Below are 15,123 nucleotides of genomic sequence, written 5' to 3' on the forward strand. Positions count from 1 at the left end.
TATCGCGGCATTGCAACACGTTACGACAAAAACCCGGCCAATTTCCTGGCTGCTGTCAAACTCATCGCTGTCCGCATCTGGTGCATCAGTTTATGAGTCTACGCCGTAGGAGGCTGGTGACAGTATGAAAGAATATGGCGTCTTTTCCCGCGAACTAAGGACAGTCGTACTCGACGACGATAAAACAACGACGGCGTGGTTTTTGGTTGACGAAAAGGGCCGCGACGTAGTGCCATTAATTCAAGCAGACCCCAGCCCGTTCTATATTGCCGTACTTGAAAACGGGAGCATTTTCTCAATGTGGGATGACATTGAGCAACTACAAATCCCCGGCGTTCAGATAATCGGAATAGATAACGATTTCGGCTACACATGGGGTAAAGGCGGTGATGTTTACTCTAAAATCTGGAATGGTACGGCGATAGTTGAACCACCTATCAACGATCCTGTCCCTGATGAAATAAGCCGCCGCCAATTCTTCCAGCAATTGGCTACCTTGGAACTGATCACAAAGGATGAAGCCAAAACTGCGTTGCAGGGAGGCGCTATCCCCGCCGCGTTGCAGGCTCTCGTGAGCCAATTGCCTGACGACGAACAATTTGATGCTGAAATGCTTATCATCGGAGCTACAACTTTTTCTCGGTTGCATCCACTCTCTGATAAAATTCGCATCTTGTTTGAATGGTCGGAAGAACAACGCGACGATTTTTGGCGAGCAGCCGCAAAGCTATAAAAAGGCCCCCCTGGCCTTTTTTATTTTAGCATTATCCGTAGAAGCGCCTCAAAAGTCGAATGCCTATATCGGATATACAGCCGTGGGATTCCGTATATGTCATCGTCCGGCTTGGCACTCCTACTGACAGTAGTCACCGCACTTTCATAACCAGCATCACGCACCATTTCACGATGAATGGGGTTGTTCCCACCATATGGATAGCAAAAATTCGTTATCGGCTTTCCAAGCATGTCCTCTAATTTGAGCTTGGATTCCGCGATTTGCCGCCGTGCTTCGGGATCGTCCGTTTCAGGTAGCAGAACATGGTCAAGTGTATGAGCCCCGACTTCATGACCTAATGCGTCCCACTCCCGCATTTGCAACATGTTCATGCATGGCGTGTCCGGTATCCCATCCTCTCGATCCCAAATATTGCTGCCACCAATCTGGTTGGCTACAAAATAGTTGGTGGACGTGAACCCGCAATCGGCCAGTACGGGTGCAGCATTTTCGAGCGTATTCAAAAAGCCGTCATCAAATGTGATCACCACGACCTTGCCTTGCTTTTTTCCTCGCAAATACGGCCAAGCATCACGAACGGATAATCCCTTATAACCTAGATATTTGAGACATAGCATTTGCCGACGAAAGCTATCGGGATGAACAAAGAGACCTTGGTAGGGGACCCTTCTTTGAGGTAATGCTGCTATCTGATGATAAAGAAGTACAGGGACGGCCATAAAACCTCAATTGCATCAAAATTCGATACATGACAATGAACGGCGAAGGTATAACAGGTTAAAACATTATGAAGTGCTATATTGTCAATCTTGATCGCGCACCAGAACGAATGGAGCGCATGACGAAAATTTTACACCAACAATCAATCGACTTTGAACGGCTTGCCGCGATTGACGGCCATTTATTTACCGATGATGAGATTGACAAGTATCGAGCGCAACGTCAGCAAGGCAAGCCCATGACTGTGGGAGAGATTGCTTGCGCAGAGTCGCACCTGGCCATTTTTAGAAAAATTGTCGAAAGTGCGGACGAATATGCAGTCGTGATGGAAGATGACCTGCATTTATCCAGCGATGCGGGCTTTTTCATAAATTCAACTGCGTGGATTCCAACTGGCGCAGATATCATCAAGCTGGAAACAGTGAATGAGCCTACAATCGTTACGACAAAGGCGTTTGACCTAGACAATGATCGGAAGCTGGCCCAACTCGCCTTCAAACACTGGGGCTCAGGTGCTTATGTGATTAGCAAAGCCGCCGCACATAAGGCGCTACAAAACTACGTGGCCGGTTTGACACCTATTGATGATTATCTGTTTGACCCTACAGTTAATGATTTCTCGCTTTGGCAGATACAGCCAGCAATCGCTATACAAGACATAATTCTGATTAATGGCGCTACCCCACAAACTGGGTATTTAGCGAGTGGCATCGAAGATGGACGAAAAGTAGCTTCGATTGCGAAAAGCAAGAAGGTGGGAGCTATGGCGCGCATTAAACGAGAAGCATTGCGCTCTGTACGGAAAACCCGGCGTAGGCTCGCCACCTTATGGGGCATTAGAGTGTCTAGGAATATTGAGCGGACCGTTATAAGTTTCAGGGCATAATAAAGAAATCGGCATCTAATTCAGTGCTGGTTCAGTCAATGAAAATGAGAAGGAATAGTCGATTGTGGTGCGACCGTTGGCCACTCATATTCGCCCAGTATATGCCTAAGAATTATTGTTCGCGAGAGCATCAGCTTTTGTAAGAATGAATGTCAAGCTTGACGCGGTGAATTTAGCTTGTCGCAAGTCTCTTTTGTGGTAGGCAGCCTGTTTCAACCGATGCATTCGCTTTGTTCGGGGCGCTGCGCGACGATTGTTACCACTCGCAAACTAACAGCTAGCCCGCATAATGCGGCCTAATAATATTCGATAGCCCGGCCATCGCGCCGGGTTTTTTGTTGCCGAAATCAGCCCGTGGCGGGGCATACCCTAAAATTAAAGGAGCGAACCCAATGTCGACACCGACTTTCGGCATGACTTTCACGCGGCCAAATGACGAACCGTTGCCGGTTCTCGGCGCAGACTTTTCTAAAATACTGCTCATCGAAACTTCAAACGATGCATCAGCTTCTGAATATCCAGAGGATACACCTGTTCGCATTTCCACAAGCAATGGCGATGCCGTTGAAGCCCTTGGCACCGGCTATCTCGCCGATGCTGTCAAAGGGATCAACGCACAGCTTACCGGACTGAATGCCGGGGCGGACGTAACCATCTTCCGCGTCAAGGAAGGGACCGATGTTGCCGTCACATCTGCAGCGATTGCGGAATGTCTCGCGAGTGTGTCCGAGATTCCCTCAGCCGTGAATGCCACACCGCGCATTATCTGGGCTGGTCGAACAGCATGGCGTCCCGATGCTGACACCGTGAACCCTGTCGTTGCCGCCCTTCCCGCCGCATGCGAGCGTCTGCTTGCAATTGCCCCCGTCGATATTGATGACACATCAGCAGCGCTCGCGATATCAGCGCGTGAGACGATGAACTCCCAGCGTCTTATGCCGATCGGGGTAGCAGCACGGGTTTTTGAGGGCACCAACATTGTCACGCGGCCAATGGGCCCGCGCATTGCAGGTCTCTTTGCATCCATTGACAATCAGCATGGTGGCAAGCCGTTTGATCCGATTGCCAATCAGCCAATTCAAGGGCTGGCAGGCCTTTCCCGAAACATCAATTTCTCGCTCTTTGATGGTTCGACCGAAGGCCAGCAGATGCTTGAGGGCAATGTGTCGATTGTTGCGCGGGGAGAAACCGGTGTTGATGGTGCCATTGCCGATGGCGGTTTCGTCTTCATCGGCACAGATAACACCGACACCGGTGAACTCTGGAAGCAGATCCATCAGGTGCGCGGTGCCGATTATCTAACGGTTAAGCTGGCTCAGATTACGCGCCAATTCCTTGGCCCGAAAATCACTGCCGACACGGCAGAAGCATGGCTGAACTCTCAGAAGTTCATGTTGCGGGATCACAAGGTTGATAACGACATTCTGGGTTTTGAGGTGAAATTTGTCGCCGACAAAAACAGCCCGGAACAGATCCGCCTTGGCCACCTCACGGTGAATATCGGCATTGAGCCTGCACCCGCCTTCAAGGTCGCCAACCATGAAGTGCGCCGTTACCGCCCCGCGGTTGATGGCCTCGTTGCTGAAATCATCGCGCGTCTTAACGCGACTGCTTAATCATTCATTCCACAGCCACCAAAAGGAACTGCTATGCAGCCTCTCTATATGCTCGCAGCGGTAGATGTGCGCCGTGCGGAACAAGCCGGCACATCCCGTGCGACAACTATTTCCAAGTTAACAATCCCAGCAATTAAATTTGCCACAGCGTCCCACAATCCTGGGGGTGGAGTTATGGCGGCAGATTTCGCTCTGCCTCGCATCGAAGCGCCCGAACCTGCGATGGAAATCAAAGGCTTCGATACGGATATATTCCGGGGAATGGGGAAAGTTGATCGATGGGTCTTTGCAGCTGCCGTCCGCGATAAAAAGACAGGGGCAACCGTACCAGCACGCGCAATCATTGAAGGCGCAATTGTTGAATGGACCCCCGATGAAGGCAGCCCGGAAGATTTTATGGGCTGCACCCATTCCTTCAAAGAAGTCACGCATTACGAATTTCACCTGAACGGTGAAGAGCTTTGGTACGTCGATTTTTGGGAACGTGTTCTTCGCTCAGGCGGCGTCGATCATTTCGGGGATGTCCGCCGCGCTCTTGCCGCTTAACTCAATACAATCTCAAGGTCACATATTATGGAAAATGAAGAACTGGTTATCACCCACACACTTTTGGTGCCTGTTGCCGACAGCAACGGCGGACTGATTCAGGAATTGAAATTCACTGAACCCGACGTGGGGCACATGATCGATGTGGAAGAAACTGCAAAAGGTGATATCGAGCGCACCATGCGCATTCTTGCAATGATGTGTGGGCTGCCTTTCGATCTATTCCGCAAAGTCAAAGGTCGCGATATCACGCAAATTATCGTTAAGACCGAAAGTATCCTGGGAAACGTGAGATAGGACACGGTTCCGACTGGCGCGGTCTCGCTGTCCTATTATCCCACTACACCAACACACCCAGAAACATCGTTGACCGTTACACCTGCTCCCACGCAATACGGGAGCGGGACGCGGTTCATCGTGTGATGAAAGCGCTCCGCAATGTCCGTCATTGAAAGCAAACTGATTGTTAGCCTGTTTGACCGTGTGTCCGGCCCGGCACGCGGTCTGTTTGGTACCATGAACCGGTTGCGGGGCGCTGCAGATAATTTTGCAGCTTCCCAGCGTAAGCTTGCCTCACCAATCACGGGCACGCTGGGGCGCATTGCAGCGTTTGGCGCAGCCTATATCAGCCTTGATCGCGGCATTCGTTCGACAGCGGGAGCAGCAATCGAGTTCGAATCTGCCTTTGCAGATGTCAAAAAAGTCGTTGAAGCAACAGATAGCCAGTTCCTTAATATGCGAAAGTCGATCTTACGGCTTTCCACCGCTATACCGATAACTGCTTCCGGTTTTGCAGCAATCTATGCGGCTGCCGGGCAATCGGGCATTGCCAACGAAGAATTGGAATCCTTCGCAGAGGCGACAGCAAAAGTAGCAACGGCCTGGGAAACACCGGTTGGCGAAACTGGCGAGGCTCTTGCAAAGATCAAAACTGCACTCGGCAGAAACGTAACCGACACTGTTTTACTGGCCGATGCCATCAACGAAGTCGGAAATACATCGGCTGCCAACGCTCCTTCTTTGCTGGAGTACACCAACCGCGTCGCAGCATTCGCTGAAACGGCGGGCTTCTCTGCCGAACAGGCTTTGGCCTTTGGTGGCGCCATGATTGGATCTGGTTTTGAACCAGAGGTCGCAGCAACAAGCTTTCGCAATCTGACCAAGGCGCTCACCACAGGAGAAAATGCCACCAAACGCCAGCGAACCGCGTTCAAGCAGCTTGGGCTGGACAGTGTTAAAGTTGCAAAGGGGATGCAAAAAGACGCTGTTAAAACCACGCTCAGCGTTCTTAATCGGATAAAAAAGCTGCCTCAATGGCAGCAAATTTCCGTAATGGAAGCTGTTTTTGGCTCGGAAGCTCGCGCGCTGGCACCATTGCTCAAAAGCACCGAAGAGCTTGAACGACTGCTTGCAATGGTTGCAAACAAAACGAACTATGCTGGCTCATCCTTCAAAGAATATGAAACACGCGCGAAAACCACAGCAAATGCCCTGCAGCTTCTCCGAAACAATCTCGCTGCCATTGGCATTGAGATGGGCGACCGCATGTTGCCAGCAATCAACGACGGTGCGGCAGGCATACTTGATCTTCTGAAATCTCTGGGAGACAGAGCCACGCCTCTGGATCAATTGTGGCAGGCCATCAAGGGGTTCAGTTCCGGTCTTGGTTATGATGGCAATTTGCGCCAGATGATCAACGATCTGGGTGATCTTTTGCTAGGACCGGCCAATGGAGAGGAAGCTGCGGATAAACTCGGCAGAATTTTCGCACGGTTTAAGGAATTTGGCGCTTCTCTTCGCGCATTCAATGATGCCGTCAAGAATAGCCCGCTTGCTCATTTTTTGGGTGAGGTGCTCAAGTATGGCGGTTATCTCATGCTTGCAAGCGTGGGGCTTGGCATACTTGCGGGGACCGTTCGCAAACTTGCATCCGCGCTTTACTTCTTATCAGGGGCACGCGCTGCTGTAGGCATTTTACGATCTGTTGTTTCATTGGGAAGGAGTATTACAGGTGGTAGTGCTGCGGCAGGTGCTGTCGGTACAGCTTCAGGGGCTGCTGCAGCCAACATAGGTCGCGGCGGCGCTGCTGTGGGTGGTGGTTGGCTGACACGTCTTCTTTATGGCGGCGTAGAGGTTGGCGCCGTTAAAACAGGTGCTGCGAGCAGCCAGACAGGCCTGTTTGCAAAGATCGTCGGCAGTGGGCTGGGAAGCTTCCTGTCGCGCGCCAATATCTGGAGCACTGTTGGTTATGCGATCTATAAAGGCCTCGAAGCAAAGGGGCCATCCGATCCCAAATTGATAGATCAAGAGTATTTCATTCAGAAAATGAACGAATACAACTTGAAGCAAGGCAATAGCACCGGACAGCGTGAGGTGGCCCCCGCACCTAAGCAAGCGGCACCCTCAGAAACTGTCCCATTCAGTTTCAGACAACTTTGGAACGACCTGATAGCCCCGTCTCCAACTTACGGCGAACCAGAGAAAGTCACGCTTCTTGGAAGCCCCACGGTTGTGACAGAACCATCTGGCGTGCAGCAGGTGCAAGTTATGAACCCGCCACCCGCGCCAAACGTCAATCTTAGCCTTGTTATCAACGCCAAATCTGCCGCAACACCTGAAGAAATAGCCAATCTCGCCGCTGCAAAGGTTACGCAAAGCGTGCGATCAGCATTTGATGGCATTCATGCCGATCTCGAATATGGAGTGTCATAATGCTGTATATGCTTGGTACGCTGACCGTTGATACGCGTCCTTTTAGTATCGACAGCATGCAAAGAACCGCCTCGGCGGACATTGCGTCCAAAGCCCTTATCGGGGCTTTTCCAGCCAAAGAGTTCACCGGCGAAGGCGATGATGAAATCACCCTCTCCGGGCAGATTTTACCCACCAGGATCGGCGGTCTCGACGGACTCGAAATAGCCCATGGCATGCGCCGCAGCGGGACAAAATTCCCGCTTCAGCGCGGCGATGGCACACGTTTGGGATGGTTCGCCATCACCCGAATAACTGAAAACCACACTGACCTCACCCGTGATGGCGTTGGCTTTGTCGTCAAGCACACAATCGTCATGACCAAAGTGCAACCGGATGCGGGTGCCGGACAGCAGGTTATCACCGGGCTGCTGTCACTCTTCGGCATATTCTAGGAGCCGTGATGCAAACAATCACCGTGAAGGGCGAAGGGATAACCCTCGACCTGCTGCTTTGGCGTGCCTATGGGGTGCGCGGGCGAAGCCTGCTTGAAGAGGCATTGGCAATCAACACCGATCTCGCCGCCCTCGGCGCGATCATCCCTTTAGGCACAGACGTGCTTTTGCCGGACTTGCCAGCGCAAGGACCCGGCCAATCACGCCACGTTGTTTCTCTCTTTGAGTGAATGATCATGACAAATAGCTGGAAAGTGAACTGGAAAGTTCTTGTCGATGGCAGGGACATGACCAGTGCCATGCGCCCCTATCTCATCAGTATCGACATCACAGACAAGGATGGCAGCGCATCCGACACCTGTTCGCTGACATTTGACGACACAGATGGACAGGTGAAACTGCCACAAGACGGCGCTGCCGTTGAAGCAATCCTTGATGGTGTGTCCAAATTCAAAGGCACAGTCGATAGTGTCCGCTCCTCCGGCTCCCGTGGTGGCGGACGGACACTTCAAGTCACAGCCAAGGGTTTCGACAGCAGAGGCAAGGTCAAGCAGCCTCTCTTGTTTCACAAGGATGATGCAACCTTGCAGGAATTCATCGATGACGCCGCCAAGCGCTCCGGCATTTCAACGATCAAGCTTGATGCGGATTTCGCCAATATCCATCGTGATTACTGGTCTGCGGATGGTGAAAGCTTTTTGCACCTTGGTGAAAAACTCGCCCGTGAATTGGGCGGCTCTTTCAAAATCAGAGGTGATCAGGCTGTTCTTGCAAAACGCGGCGAAGGAAAGGCCACCACGGGCGCGAAGATGCCGGTCATCGAAGGTATCGTCGGCGTCAACGTCATTTCGTGGGACATTGCCCCCTACAAGGGGCGCAGATCATTCACCAAGGCCAAGGTTCGATATTTCGACCGCAAAGCTGCTGACTTCAAATCCAAAGATATTGAGTTTGATCTTGATCGTGATTTGCCAGAATCCACCAACGTTGTTCGCACCACAGTGAGCGATGAAAGCCAGGCTGAGCATGTCGGTGAAGCCCGAAAACGGGAAGCTGAACGCGAGGGCGGCGAAGGCACGGTTGAAATGGATTTGACCGTTGAAGCACAGGCCGAGGCCACCTTCACGCTTTCAGGCGCACGCGCTGGCGTTGATGGTGAATATCGAATCTCAACGGTCCGCCATAAAGCCGATCGAAGCGGGGGCAGTACCACATCGCTGGAAATCAAACAGCCGGGGAAGAATGCCGGAAAAGACACCCGCAAGAAGGGCACCCAGCCCACTCCTCCTTCGGATACTTCTGACAGTACATTTGCTGGCATGAGTGATGATCCGCTCGATGATTAAAATGACGGGCGCTGTCTCCTGCGCCCTTTTTTTGAGAAAATGAAAATCGGCCAATACCACGGACCTCGAACTATAAGCATAAAGTTAACTTGACAGATCAATCGGAGGACTTATACGCACTCGCCTATTATTATTAATAGGGGGGGGGCGAAATGGAAGTCGTAAAGGTCGAGACTGAACTTCAAGCTTGGAAATTGTTGGATGCTTTGCTTTCTGGTGAACAAACAGCGCCAAAAGAGCCATTACTTTTTGACATTAAGAAGTGGGCAAACGTCCATATTTATCTGCCAGACACCCCCATTGAAGGTTCAATTTCACCTACAATGATGAAAGCCTTCTTGGAACTACAAGAAGCTATCAATCGAACTTACACACTAGTTTCAGCGGACACCACGGACCTTCGTCACCTTACAAATATCGAGCGCAACAATCTCGAATTCCGTGTTAAGGTAGAAAAAGGCAGTAGCGGTTACACTATCGATCTTGGAGAAATTGTACAAAAGATCGGCATTGAGGCAGTGAGTAAAATGACCCCTGAGATGTTGATGTACACCGTTTTAGGTACCGCTCTAATTGTCGGCGGAACTGCAATGTTCAAGTCATGGCTAGCAGCAAAAACCGAAGATCGAAAATCTCAAGTTGACCTGGAAAAGACAAAAGAAATGCTGTCAGTTCAACGTGAGGCTATCAGTCAAGGAACTGAAAATGTTCGCATCATGGCGGAGCTTTTTAAGAAAGTGCCAATTCTTAACGATATTGAGGCTGTTACGTCGGTTGCGAGAGGACAAATTGTCAAATCAGTTGGTGATGAAGGCGGTGGGAAGCTTTTTGATACAAATGTTGACAGTGAACTGGCCGCAGAGGTTACGACACAGATAAGACAGCAAAGTAGCGACGTTGTTTTAAAAGGAAATTACAAAGTAGTACGAGTTGATACGTCTGTTTCAGATGGATTCTCGGTTAAACTACTAAATGAGAATGATGGATCAGAAGTAACGGCATCATTATTAGACGCACTTGTTTCTCAAAAGCATAAATCCGCCATCCAAGAAGCGGAGTGGGGAAAAGGATTGGTTTACGTCGAAATAAAAGCGCGTAAAATAAACAACAGAATTATCGATGCCATTATAACGGATGCTAAACCTGTTTAATAAAATTAATTTTTTCAAATATTACATAGCCACCTTCTTATAATATTAGTTCGAGAAAACTAAAGCCCTGCAAACGCGGGGCTTTTTCTTTTGCCAAAAGGAAACACAATGACACGACGCATTAACGCGGCGGGGCTTTCGCTCATCAAGCAGTGGGAAGGCCTCAGAACAACAGCTTATCGTGATGTAGCTGGAATTTTAACCATTGGTTACGGCCACACAAGCGCGGCGGGTGCTCCAAAGGTCACGCCAGGCATGGCGATTGGTGACAATGAAGCCGAACATATTCTGAAAGCGGATCTTGCAAAGTTCGAAGCGCGTGTTGAGCGTCTGGTAAAGGTGCCTCTGACTGACAATCAGTTTGCGGCGCTTGTGTCGTTCGACTTCAACACTGGTGCGCTGCACAAATCCACACTGCTCAAAAAGCTCAATAAAGGTGATTATGACGCGGTTCCGGGTGAACTGGCAAAGTGGGTTAATGCTGGCGGCAAGAAGGTGCAGGGGCTTGTCAACCGCCGTGCTGCCGAAGCTGGTCTATGGTCTAAGGGTGCATTCGTATCGTCAAATACTGTCACAGCCACCACAAAGGCCAATAAAACTGATGTGGCGACTATAGGCGGGGCTGGCGCTGCCGGTGCGGCTGCAACCGTTGGCCCCGTCATCCCTGAGATTGTCAGCACCATTTCCAACCAGCAGGACGAGCTATCAAGCGGTCAGTGGGTGAGGGTTGCGATAGCTGCTGTCATCGTTGGTTTAGCTCTATGGGGCATTTATAGGAAAACCCGGTCATGATCTGGGCCTTAATCCCGAACTGGTTGAAGATGATCGCCGCCGCTGTTCTGGCGGCTTTTGTGTCTGGCCGCTGGGTATGTGGCCGGCAAGCGTGACGGTCGATCCAGTGTCGAAACCAAAATCGAAAGACAGAACAATGAAGCGACTGAGAAAGCCCTTGGTGCTGTGCTCAATTATGATGAGTGCATTGACGCTGGCGGGGTGTGGACATTCAGGACCGGCAAATGTGAGCGGCGTCCGTAGCGTTCTTGGAACTGATTTGCTCGGCGCGCGCGGCGCAACAGACGCGGATCAACGAAAGATCGATCGCACTATTGTTCGTGGCTGTGCCGGTGGCGTCTGGTCAAAAGACGAATGCGCAAAGCATGATGAAAAATAAGAGGGGCGACAAGTTATGAAAGATGCGGGCCAAGATCGTTCAATTGGTAGAATTGAGGGAAAGCTCGATCTCATCATCTCGGATCAGGAGAATGCGCGGCAAGACCGCAAGCAACAATATCAGCGGCAGGAGAAAACTGAACGCTTATTGGAAGCCTTGCAGCGCAATATCGAAAGCATCGATGCGAGACTTGAAAAGGTTGAGGAACCGGTCGCGGATTTTAACCGCTGGCGGGAACGCGGCATCGGTGCTGTGATGCTTGTCAGCGCGTTCGCAGCTATTTTCGGCGCTGTCATCGCATCATTCTGGAGAAAAGTTTTAGCGATAATGACAGGCTGATTTAAGACGCATGAAGCGAGGCATAGGATGGGCATCGAAGTATCTTCATAACATTTATGGAACGATTTTCCCTTCTAAGCATTTCCCAAATGGAAAATATGTAATTGAATAATCTGGAGAATTATGATGCGTCGTATCCTACTCGCTGCCGCCACCACTGTTGCACTCGTCTCGATTTCTCATGCTCAGACTGCAACTGTTGCTAATAAGGAGGTGTTCGTAACTGCCGAGCCAACTGCTGTACTCAGCTACAATCTTATCGGCCTCAATGTGGTCAATGGCGATGATACGACCATTGGTGAAATTAAAGATCTGATTATCGCCAATGGTCAGTTGGCTGGTTATATTGTGTCAGTTGGTGGATTTCTCGGTGTAGGCGAGCGCTATGTGATCGTGGCACCAGACGCGATTGATGTCACCTATTTCGATGATGATAAAAAGTGGTCGGCAGTCATGAACTCGACCAAGGAAGAAATCGAAAAGGCTCCAGAGTTTAAATATGAAGGTCGCTGGGCCAAGTGACCGAATAGATTGAATTGAGAAAGCCGCCTTTTTGGGCGGCTTTTTTAATGTCTAACTTTCCAAATGCTTGCCAATTGGGCCGCGCTGCATTTTGTCTGATACAACTTTGATTGCATCGGCAGCTTCTTCCGCTGACCACCCTGCATCCACGGCTTCAGTAATCAAATTTCTCACACCGGGCACACTCGTCCCCTCGACCACAGCTTCAGCGTCTTCTTCCGACCGACCGGCTAATGTCGCTTGTTCTATGAGATCTTTTATCCCAGCAGAAATGGCTTGCTCACAATCGGCTTTACGGCCAGGATAATCGTCAGATGATTTTGGACCTAACATGCAATTTCTCCTTTTCAGGATAGATAGAGCTCCAATTATCTCTGTCCAGCCCGTGCGTCTTAACCAGCCCCCTCTGGGCATGAATTAGATGATCTTCTGACTGCCTTCATCGAAAGCATTAAGCCCTCACGACACAAAGGGAATCCAATGAAACATTATTTCGCATTGGTGCATAAAGATGCCGACAGTTCTTACGGCATTCAGTTTCCCGATATTCCGGGCGCATTCTCTGCGGCTGATGAAGTGAACAAAATTGTCCCGAACGCTATTCAAGCTTTGGGCTTGTTCGCAGAGGATATAGAGTTACCGGAAGCATCAACACACGCTGATCTAATGGCGCGCGATCACATTCGCGCGGAATTGGCCAGAGGCGCGTTTCTGGTGTCTATTCCCTTTATCTAATACGACAACACCGTTGTAAGAGCAAATATCTCTATGGAGAGAGGTGTTTTAAAAGCAGACGCGTATCCGCACGGCACCTTCTGCATTTGACCAAAGAGGGAGAAATCCCTTCCGTGAATGTTGTCCGTGGACTGCGCATGATACTCCGATACGATCCAGCGGACATCCAGGCTTTCATTGAAAGTCGTAGGATTACAGAGGCTCCACGGGAAGCAACGATATCTATGCGGACGCCTCAACGTCAGAAGGCAGAACTCTACAAGCTCATAGACTTTCACGCACCGTTGGCAGAACGGCGAGCCAACAGGCTCAATAGTTAGCAATTCCTACTAAAGCATTATATTGACTACTCGGCCTGCTTTTGCCAGTAATTGGATCGGGGAAAGGGGCTTATCATGAAAAAGCTTACTATTGTCGCGCTGTCACTCAGCGTAGGAACCATCGCCTGCGCAAAACGTCCAGATGCAATCGTACCAGTCGATATTCCAATTGCAGCTTACACAAATCTCAGTTGCCAAGCTCTGGCCAGCGAACTGGCCAAAGAACGATCAACCCTCGCGAGCCTGTCTAAACAACAGAATGATGCAGCAACCGGCGATGCGGTCGGAGTGTTCCTGATCGGTGTGCCGACGTCGAGTACGTTCGGCGGTGATAAAGAAGGCCAAGTCGCCGTCTCTAAAGGGAAAGTGAACGCCATCGAGAACGCAGCAAAGAGTAAGGGCTGTAAATGATGAAGATGCGTGGGGTATAGCGGTGGGAATACTGCTTTTGATTTCTAGGGCTGCAAATGCGGCTGATATTAAAGACTGTGCTAAGATAAAGAATGATCTGGACCGCCTGTCTTGTTACGACAAAAACATACACTCTTTCTGAGGTCCAAAGAAGTCGTCAACTGCGGTTGGAATAGAGGCGAAAGAATTGCCCTAATCTTGCGCTGCAAAGAAAAGAAAACATCACTTTATTTCGACACAGTGTGCCACATGGCATCCAGTGATTACAATGATTATGGCGATGTTACCTACCGATTAGATGCCGACAAAGCTCGGACCGTCGGAATGTCAGAGTCAACTGACAACAAGGCTGTAGGTCTTTGGTCTGGCGGCAAATCGATACCAGTAATCAAGCAGATGCTCGGTAAGAACGAAATGGTTGTTCGGATGACACCTTACGGACAAAGCCCATTTACCGCATCTTTCAAGATCGCTGGGCTGTCAGATGCTATTAAGCCAATTCGTGAAGAGTGCAAGTGGTAACCCCCACGCGGGGATAAGGGGATGGGGCGTATGACGCTGAATGAAACGTATCGTGATCAATTGTTAATATCTTGTATTGAAATGGCGTGTTAAGATTTTGCCATGAGACAAGAACAAAACATAGTCATGGCTTTCACTGAGGAGCAAACCGAGAAGCTGACTGGTGTCAGCTCGCGGCAGCTGCGCAGCTGGGATAGGACGGGCTTTTTTGTCCCTAGTTTAGCGCATGAAAATCGCAGCCTAACCCTTAGCCGTTTGTATTCGTTTCGAGATTTGGTCAGCTTGAAGGTATTGAACGCGTTACGCAATGACGCGAACGTTTCTCTGCAACATCTTCGCTCAGTTAAGGACGCGCTTTCTCATTTGGGCGATGACATGTGGGCAAAGACTACGCTCTACGTATTGAATAAGCGTGTGATTTTCGAGAACCCTGAAACAAATAACAAAGAAGAAGTGGTTTCAGGTCAAGGCATATTGCAGATACCGTTGAAAGTTGTCGCTGGAAACATGCGGCAGGCTGTAGACGACATGAAGAAGCGAGATGTGTCTCTTTCTGGAAAGATTGAACGCAAAAAGGGGATTGCAGGTAATAAGCCAGTGATTGCAGGAACTCGTATCCCTGTGAGCACCGTTAAAGCTTTTGCCGATGAGGGGTATAGCGCAGAGCAAATCATGGAAGAGTATCCAAGCTTAACACTTGACGACATAGAAGCTGCTTTATCCTTTGAAATTGCAGCTTAGTAGGTCTCGACTGCATGAAATTTTTACTTGATGCAGGCGTACCTATCTCTGTTGGCAAGACACTTGAGAATAACGGCCATACGGTTATCTACTATCATGATGCCCTAGGTCGTGCACTCATAAATAGTCTAGCTATTTGAATGGATTAGTGATTCAAAGGTTTCGGATTTGGAGGTCTTTGATGTCACGTCGCCGCTATGAACTTACAGAACGCG

Annotated in this window: 20 protein-coding genes and 1 pseudogene; 19 read left to right on the plus strand and 2 right to left on the minus strand. The window is 49.9% G+C overall.

What is annotated here, in order from left to right; translation table 11 throughout:
* Positions 1-96: pseudogene (locus ABE530_RS18620) on the plus strand (IS5/IS1182 family transposase); the annotation flags it as partial.
* A 28-nt stretch (positions 97-124) separates the two neighbouring features.
* Positions 125-733, plus strand: a complete 609-nt coding sequence (locus ABE530_RS18625; protein WP_499695565.1) for a hypothetical protein — start codon at positions 125-127, stop codon at positions 731-733.
* A gap of 20 nt (positions 734-753) precedes the next feature.
* Here the strand turns inward: ABE530_RS18625 and ABE530_RS18630 are convergent, their stop codons facing one another.
* Positions 754-1,455 (minus strand): polysaccharide deacetylase family protein, encoded by a 702-nt coding sequence (locus ABE530_RS18630; RefSeq protein WP_396997291.1) that lies wholly within the window; start codon positions 1,453-1,455, stop codon positions 754-756.
* A gap of 68 nt (positions 1,456-1,523) precedes the next feature.
* Between ABE530_RS18630 and ABE530_RS18635 the strand changes: the two genes are divergently transcribed.
* The 13 genes from ABE530_RS18635 to ABE530_RS18695 all read left to right on the plus strand — a co-directional run bounded on the left by ABE530_RS18635 (position 1,524) and on the right by ABE530_RS18695 (position 12,179).
* Positions 1,524-2,342, plus strand: a complete 819-nt coding sequence (locus ABE530_RS18635; RefSeq protein WP_396997293.1) for a glycosyltransferase family 25 protein — start codon at positions 1,524-1,526, stop codon at positions 2,340-2,342.
* A gap of 392 nt (positions 2,343-2,734) precedes the next feature.
* Positions 2,735-3,958 carry a phage tail sheath family protein gene (locus ABE530_RS18640; protein WP_499695566.1) on the plus strand — a complete coding sequence of 408 codons (1,224 nt, stop codon included), beginning with the start codon at positions 2,735-2,737 and terminating at the stop codon, positions 3,956-3,958.
* A 48-nt stretch (positions 3,959-4,006) separates the two neighbouring features.
* Positions 4,007-4,504, plus strand: coding sequence for a phage major tail tube protein (locus tag ABE530_RS18645; protein WP_499695576.1), 498 nt, complete (start codon positions 4,007-4,009; stop codon positions 4,502-4,504).
* A 27-nt stretch (positions 4,505-4,531) separates the two neighbouring features.
* Complete coding sequence (locus ABE530_RS18650) at positions 4,532-4,801, plus strand: phage tail assembly protein (protein WP_396997297.1); 270 nt, start codon at positions 4,532-4,534, stop codon at positions 4,799-4,801.
* A 141-nt stretch (positions 4,802-4,942) separates the two neighbouring features.
* Positions 4,943-7,216: a phage tail tape measure protein gene (locus tag ABE530_RS18655; RefSeq protein WP_499695567.1), complete on the plus strand. Its 2,274-nt coding sequence runs from the start codon at positions 4,943-4,945 to the stop codon at positions 7,214-7,216.
* Positions 7,216-7,650, plus strand: coding sequence for a phage tail protein (locus tag ABE530_RS18660; protein ID WP_396997301.1), 435 nt, complete (start codon positions 7,216-7,218; stop codon positions 7,648-7,650). The genes ABE530_RS18655 and ABE530_RS18660 overlap by 1 nt, the downstream gene beginning before the upstream one ends.
* 8 nt (positions 7,651-7,658) lie before the next feature.
* Positions 7,659-7,880, plus strand: coding sequence for a tail protein X (locus tag ABE530_RS18665; RefSeq protein ID WP_265986074.1), 222 nt, complete (start codon positions 7,659-7,661; stop codon positions 7,878-7,880).
* Between the two features lie 6 nt (positions 7,881-7,886).
* Entirely contained in the window at positions 7,887-8,996 is a 1,110-nt protein-coding gene (locus ABE530_RS18670; protein WP_499695568.1) for a phage late control D family protein, read from the plus strand.
* Between the two features lie 152 nt (positions 8,997-9,148).
* Positions 9,149-10,147: a hypothetical protein gene (locus tag ABE530_RS18675; RefSeq protein ID WP_396999023.1), complete on the plus strand. Its 999-nt coding sequence runs from the start codon at positions 9,149-9,151 to the stop codon at positions 10,145-10,147.
* A 108-nt stretch (positions 10,148-10,255) separates the two neighbouring features.
* The gene (locus ABE530_RS18680; RefSeq protein ID WP_499695569.1) at positions 10,256-10,939 is read left to right on the plus strand and encodes a lysozyme; all 684 of its coding nucleotides are present in this window, start codon (positions 10,256-10,258) and stop codon (positions 10,937-10,939) included.
* Between the two features lie 136 nt (positions 10,940-11,075).
* Complete coding sequence (locus ABE530_RS18685) at positions 11,076-11,318, plus strand: lipoprotein (protein WP_499695570.1); 243 nt, start codon at positions 11,076-11,078, stop codon at positions 11,316-11,318.
* Between the two features lie 15 nt (positions 11,319-11,333).
* A complete protein-coding gene (locus ABE530_RS18690; protein WP_499695571.1) occupies positions 11,334-11,657 on the plus strand; it encodes a hypothetical protein in 324 nt (107 codons plus the stop codon).
* A 126-nt stretch (positions 11,658-11,783) separates the two neighbouring features.
* Positions 11,784-12,179 (plus strand): PRC-barrel domain-containing protein, encoded by a 396-nt coding sequence (locus ABE530_RS18695; RefSeq protein WP_499695577.1) that lies wholly within the window; start codon positions 11,784-11,786, stop codon positions 12,177-12,179.
* Positions 12,180-12,230: 51 nt separating this feature from the next.
* On the opposite strand, the gene ABE530_RS18700 is transcribed toward ABE530_RS18695, so the two are convergent.
* Positions 12,231-12,512 carry a hypothetical protein gene (locus ABE530_RS18700; RefSeq protein ID WP_265986070.1) on the minus strand — a complete coding sequence of 94 codons (282 nt, stop codon included), beginning with the start codon at positions 12,510-12,512 and terminating at the stop codon, positions 12,231-12,233.
* A gap of 147 nt (positions 12,513-12,659) precedes the next feature.
* Here ABE530_RS18700 and ABE530_RS18705 point away from each other — a divergent pair, with 147 nt between their 5' ends.
* The 4 genes from ABE530_RS18705 to ABE530_RS18720 all read left to right on the plus strand — a co-directional run bounded on the left by ABE530_RS18705 (position 12,660) and on the right by ABE530_RS18720 (position 14,908).
* The gene (locus ABE530_RS18705) at positions 12,660-12,914 is read left to right on the plus strand and encodes a type II toxin-antitoxin system HicB family antitoxin (RefSeq protein ID WP_499695572.1); all 255 of its coding nucleotides are present in this window, start codon (positions 12,660-12,662) and stop codon (positions 12,912-12,914) included.
* Between the two features lie 395 nt (positions 12,915-13,309).
* Positions 13,310-13,645, plus strand: coding sequence for a hypothetical protein (locus ABE530_RS18710; RefSeq protein WP_499695573.1), 336 nt, complete (start codon positions 13,310-13,312; stop codon positions 13,643-13,645).
* Positions 13,646-13,756: 111 nt separating this feature from the next.
* The gene (locus ABE530_RS18715) at positions 13,757-14,167 is read left to right on the plus strand and encodes a type VI secretion system-associated protein TagO (protein ID WP_499695574.1); all 411 of its coding nucleotides are present in this window, start codon (positions 13,757-13,759) and stop codon (positions 14,165-14,167) included.
* 102 nt (positions 14,168-14,269) lie between these two features.
* The gene (locus tag ABE530_RS18720) at positions 14,270-14,908 is read left to right on the plus strand and encodes a DUF433 domain-containing protein (RefSeq protein WP_499695575.1); all 639 of its coding nucleotides are present in this window, start codon (positions 14,270-14,272) and stop codon (positions 14,906-14,908) included.
* Positions 14,909-15,123: the final 215 nt, after the last annotated feature.

It is taken from the genome of Brucella sp. TWI559 (assembly GCF_039674265.1).
GTDB lineage: Bacteria > Pseudomonadota > Alphaproteobacteria > Rhizobiales > Rhizobiaceae > Brucella > Brucella chromiisoli.

Bases quoted from the DNA above. Each gene is read 5' to 3' on its own strand.
- ABE530_RS18710 (WP_499695573.1), top strand. From the start codon at position 13,310: ATGAAAAAGCTTACTATTGTCGCGCTGTCACTCAGCGTAGGAACCATC.
- ABE530_RS18645 (WP_499695576.1), top strand. From the start codon at position 4,007: ATGCTCGCAGCGGTAGATGTGCGCCGTGCGGAACAAGCCGGCACATCC.
- ABE530_RS18655 (WP_499695567.1), top strand. From the start codon at position 4,943: ATGTCCGTCATTGAAAGCAAACTGATTGTTAGCCTGTTTGACCGTGTG.
- ABE530_RS18650 (WP_396997297.1), top strand. From the start codon at position 4,532: ATGGAAAATGAAGAACTGGTTATCACCCACACACTTTTGGTGCCTGTT.
- ABE530_RS18675 (WP_396999023.1), top strand. From the start codon at position 9,149: ATGGAAGTCGTAAAGGTCGAGACTGAACTTCAAGCTTGGAAATTGTTG.
- ABE530_RS18660 (WP_396997301.1), top strand. From the start codon at position 7,216: ATGCTGTATATGCTTGGTACGCTGACCGTTGATACGCGTCCTTTTAGT.
- ABE530_RS18720 (WP_499695575.1), top strand. From the start codon at position 14,270: ATGAGACAAGAACAAAACATAGTCATGGCTTTCACTGAGGAGCAAACC.
- ABE530_RS18705 (WP_499695572.1), top strand. From the start codon at position 12,660: ATGAAACATTATTTCGCATTGGTGCATAAAGATGCCGACAGTTCTTAC.
- ABE530_RS18695 (WP_499695577.1), top strand. From the start codon at position 11,784: ATGCGTCGTATCCTACTCGCTGCCGCCACCACTGTTGCACTCGTCTCG.
- ABE530_RS18635 (WP_396997293.1), top strand. From the start codon at position 1,524: ATGAAGTGCTATATTGTCAATCTTGATCGCGCACCAGAACGAATGGAG.
- ABE530_RS18665 (WP_265986074.1), top strand. From the start codon at position 7,659: ATGCAAACAATCACCGTGAAGGGCGAAGGGATAACCCTCGACCTGCTG.
- ABE530_RS18625 (WP_499695565.1), top strand. From the start codon at position 125: ATGAAAGAATATGGCGTCTTTTCCCGCGAACTAAGGACAGTCGTACTC.
- ABE530_RS18700 (WP_265986070.1), bottom strand. From the start codon at position 12,512: ATGTTAGGTCCAAAATCATCTGACGATTATCCTGGCCGTAAAGCCGAT.
- ABE530_RS18640 (WP_499695566.1), top strand. From the start codon at position 2,735: ATGTCGACACCGACTTTCGGCATGACTTTCACGCGGCCAAATGACGAA.
- ABE530_RS18690 (WP_499695571.1), top strand. From the start codon at position 11,334: ATGAAAGATGCGGGCCAAGATCGTTCAATTGGTAGAATTGAGGGAAAG.
- ABE530_RS18630 (WP_396997291.1), bottom strand. From the start codon at position 1,455: ATGGCCGTCCCTGTACTTCTTTATCATCAGATAGCAGCATTACCTCAA.
- ABE530_RS18670 (WP_499695568.1), top strand. From the start codon at position 7,887: ATGACAAATAGCTGGAAAGTGAACTGGAAAGTTCTTGTCGATGGCAGG.
- ABE530_RS18685 (WP_499695570.1), top strand. From the start codon at position 11,076: ATGAAGCGACTGAGAAAGCCCTTGGTGCTGTGCTCAATTATGATGAGT.
- ABE530_RS18680 (WP_499695569.1), top strand. From the start codon at position 10,256: ATGACACGACGCATTAACGCGGCGGGGCTTTCGCTCATCAAGCAGTGG.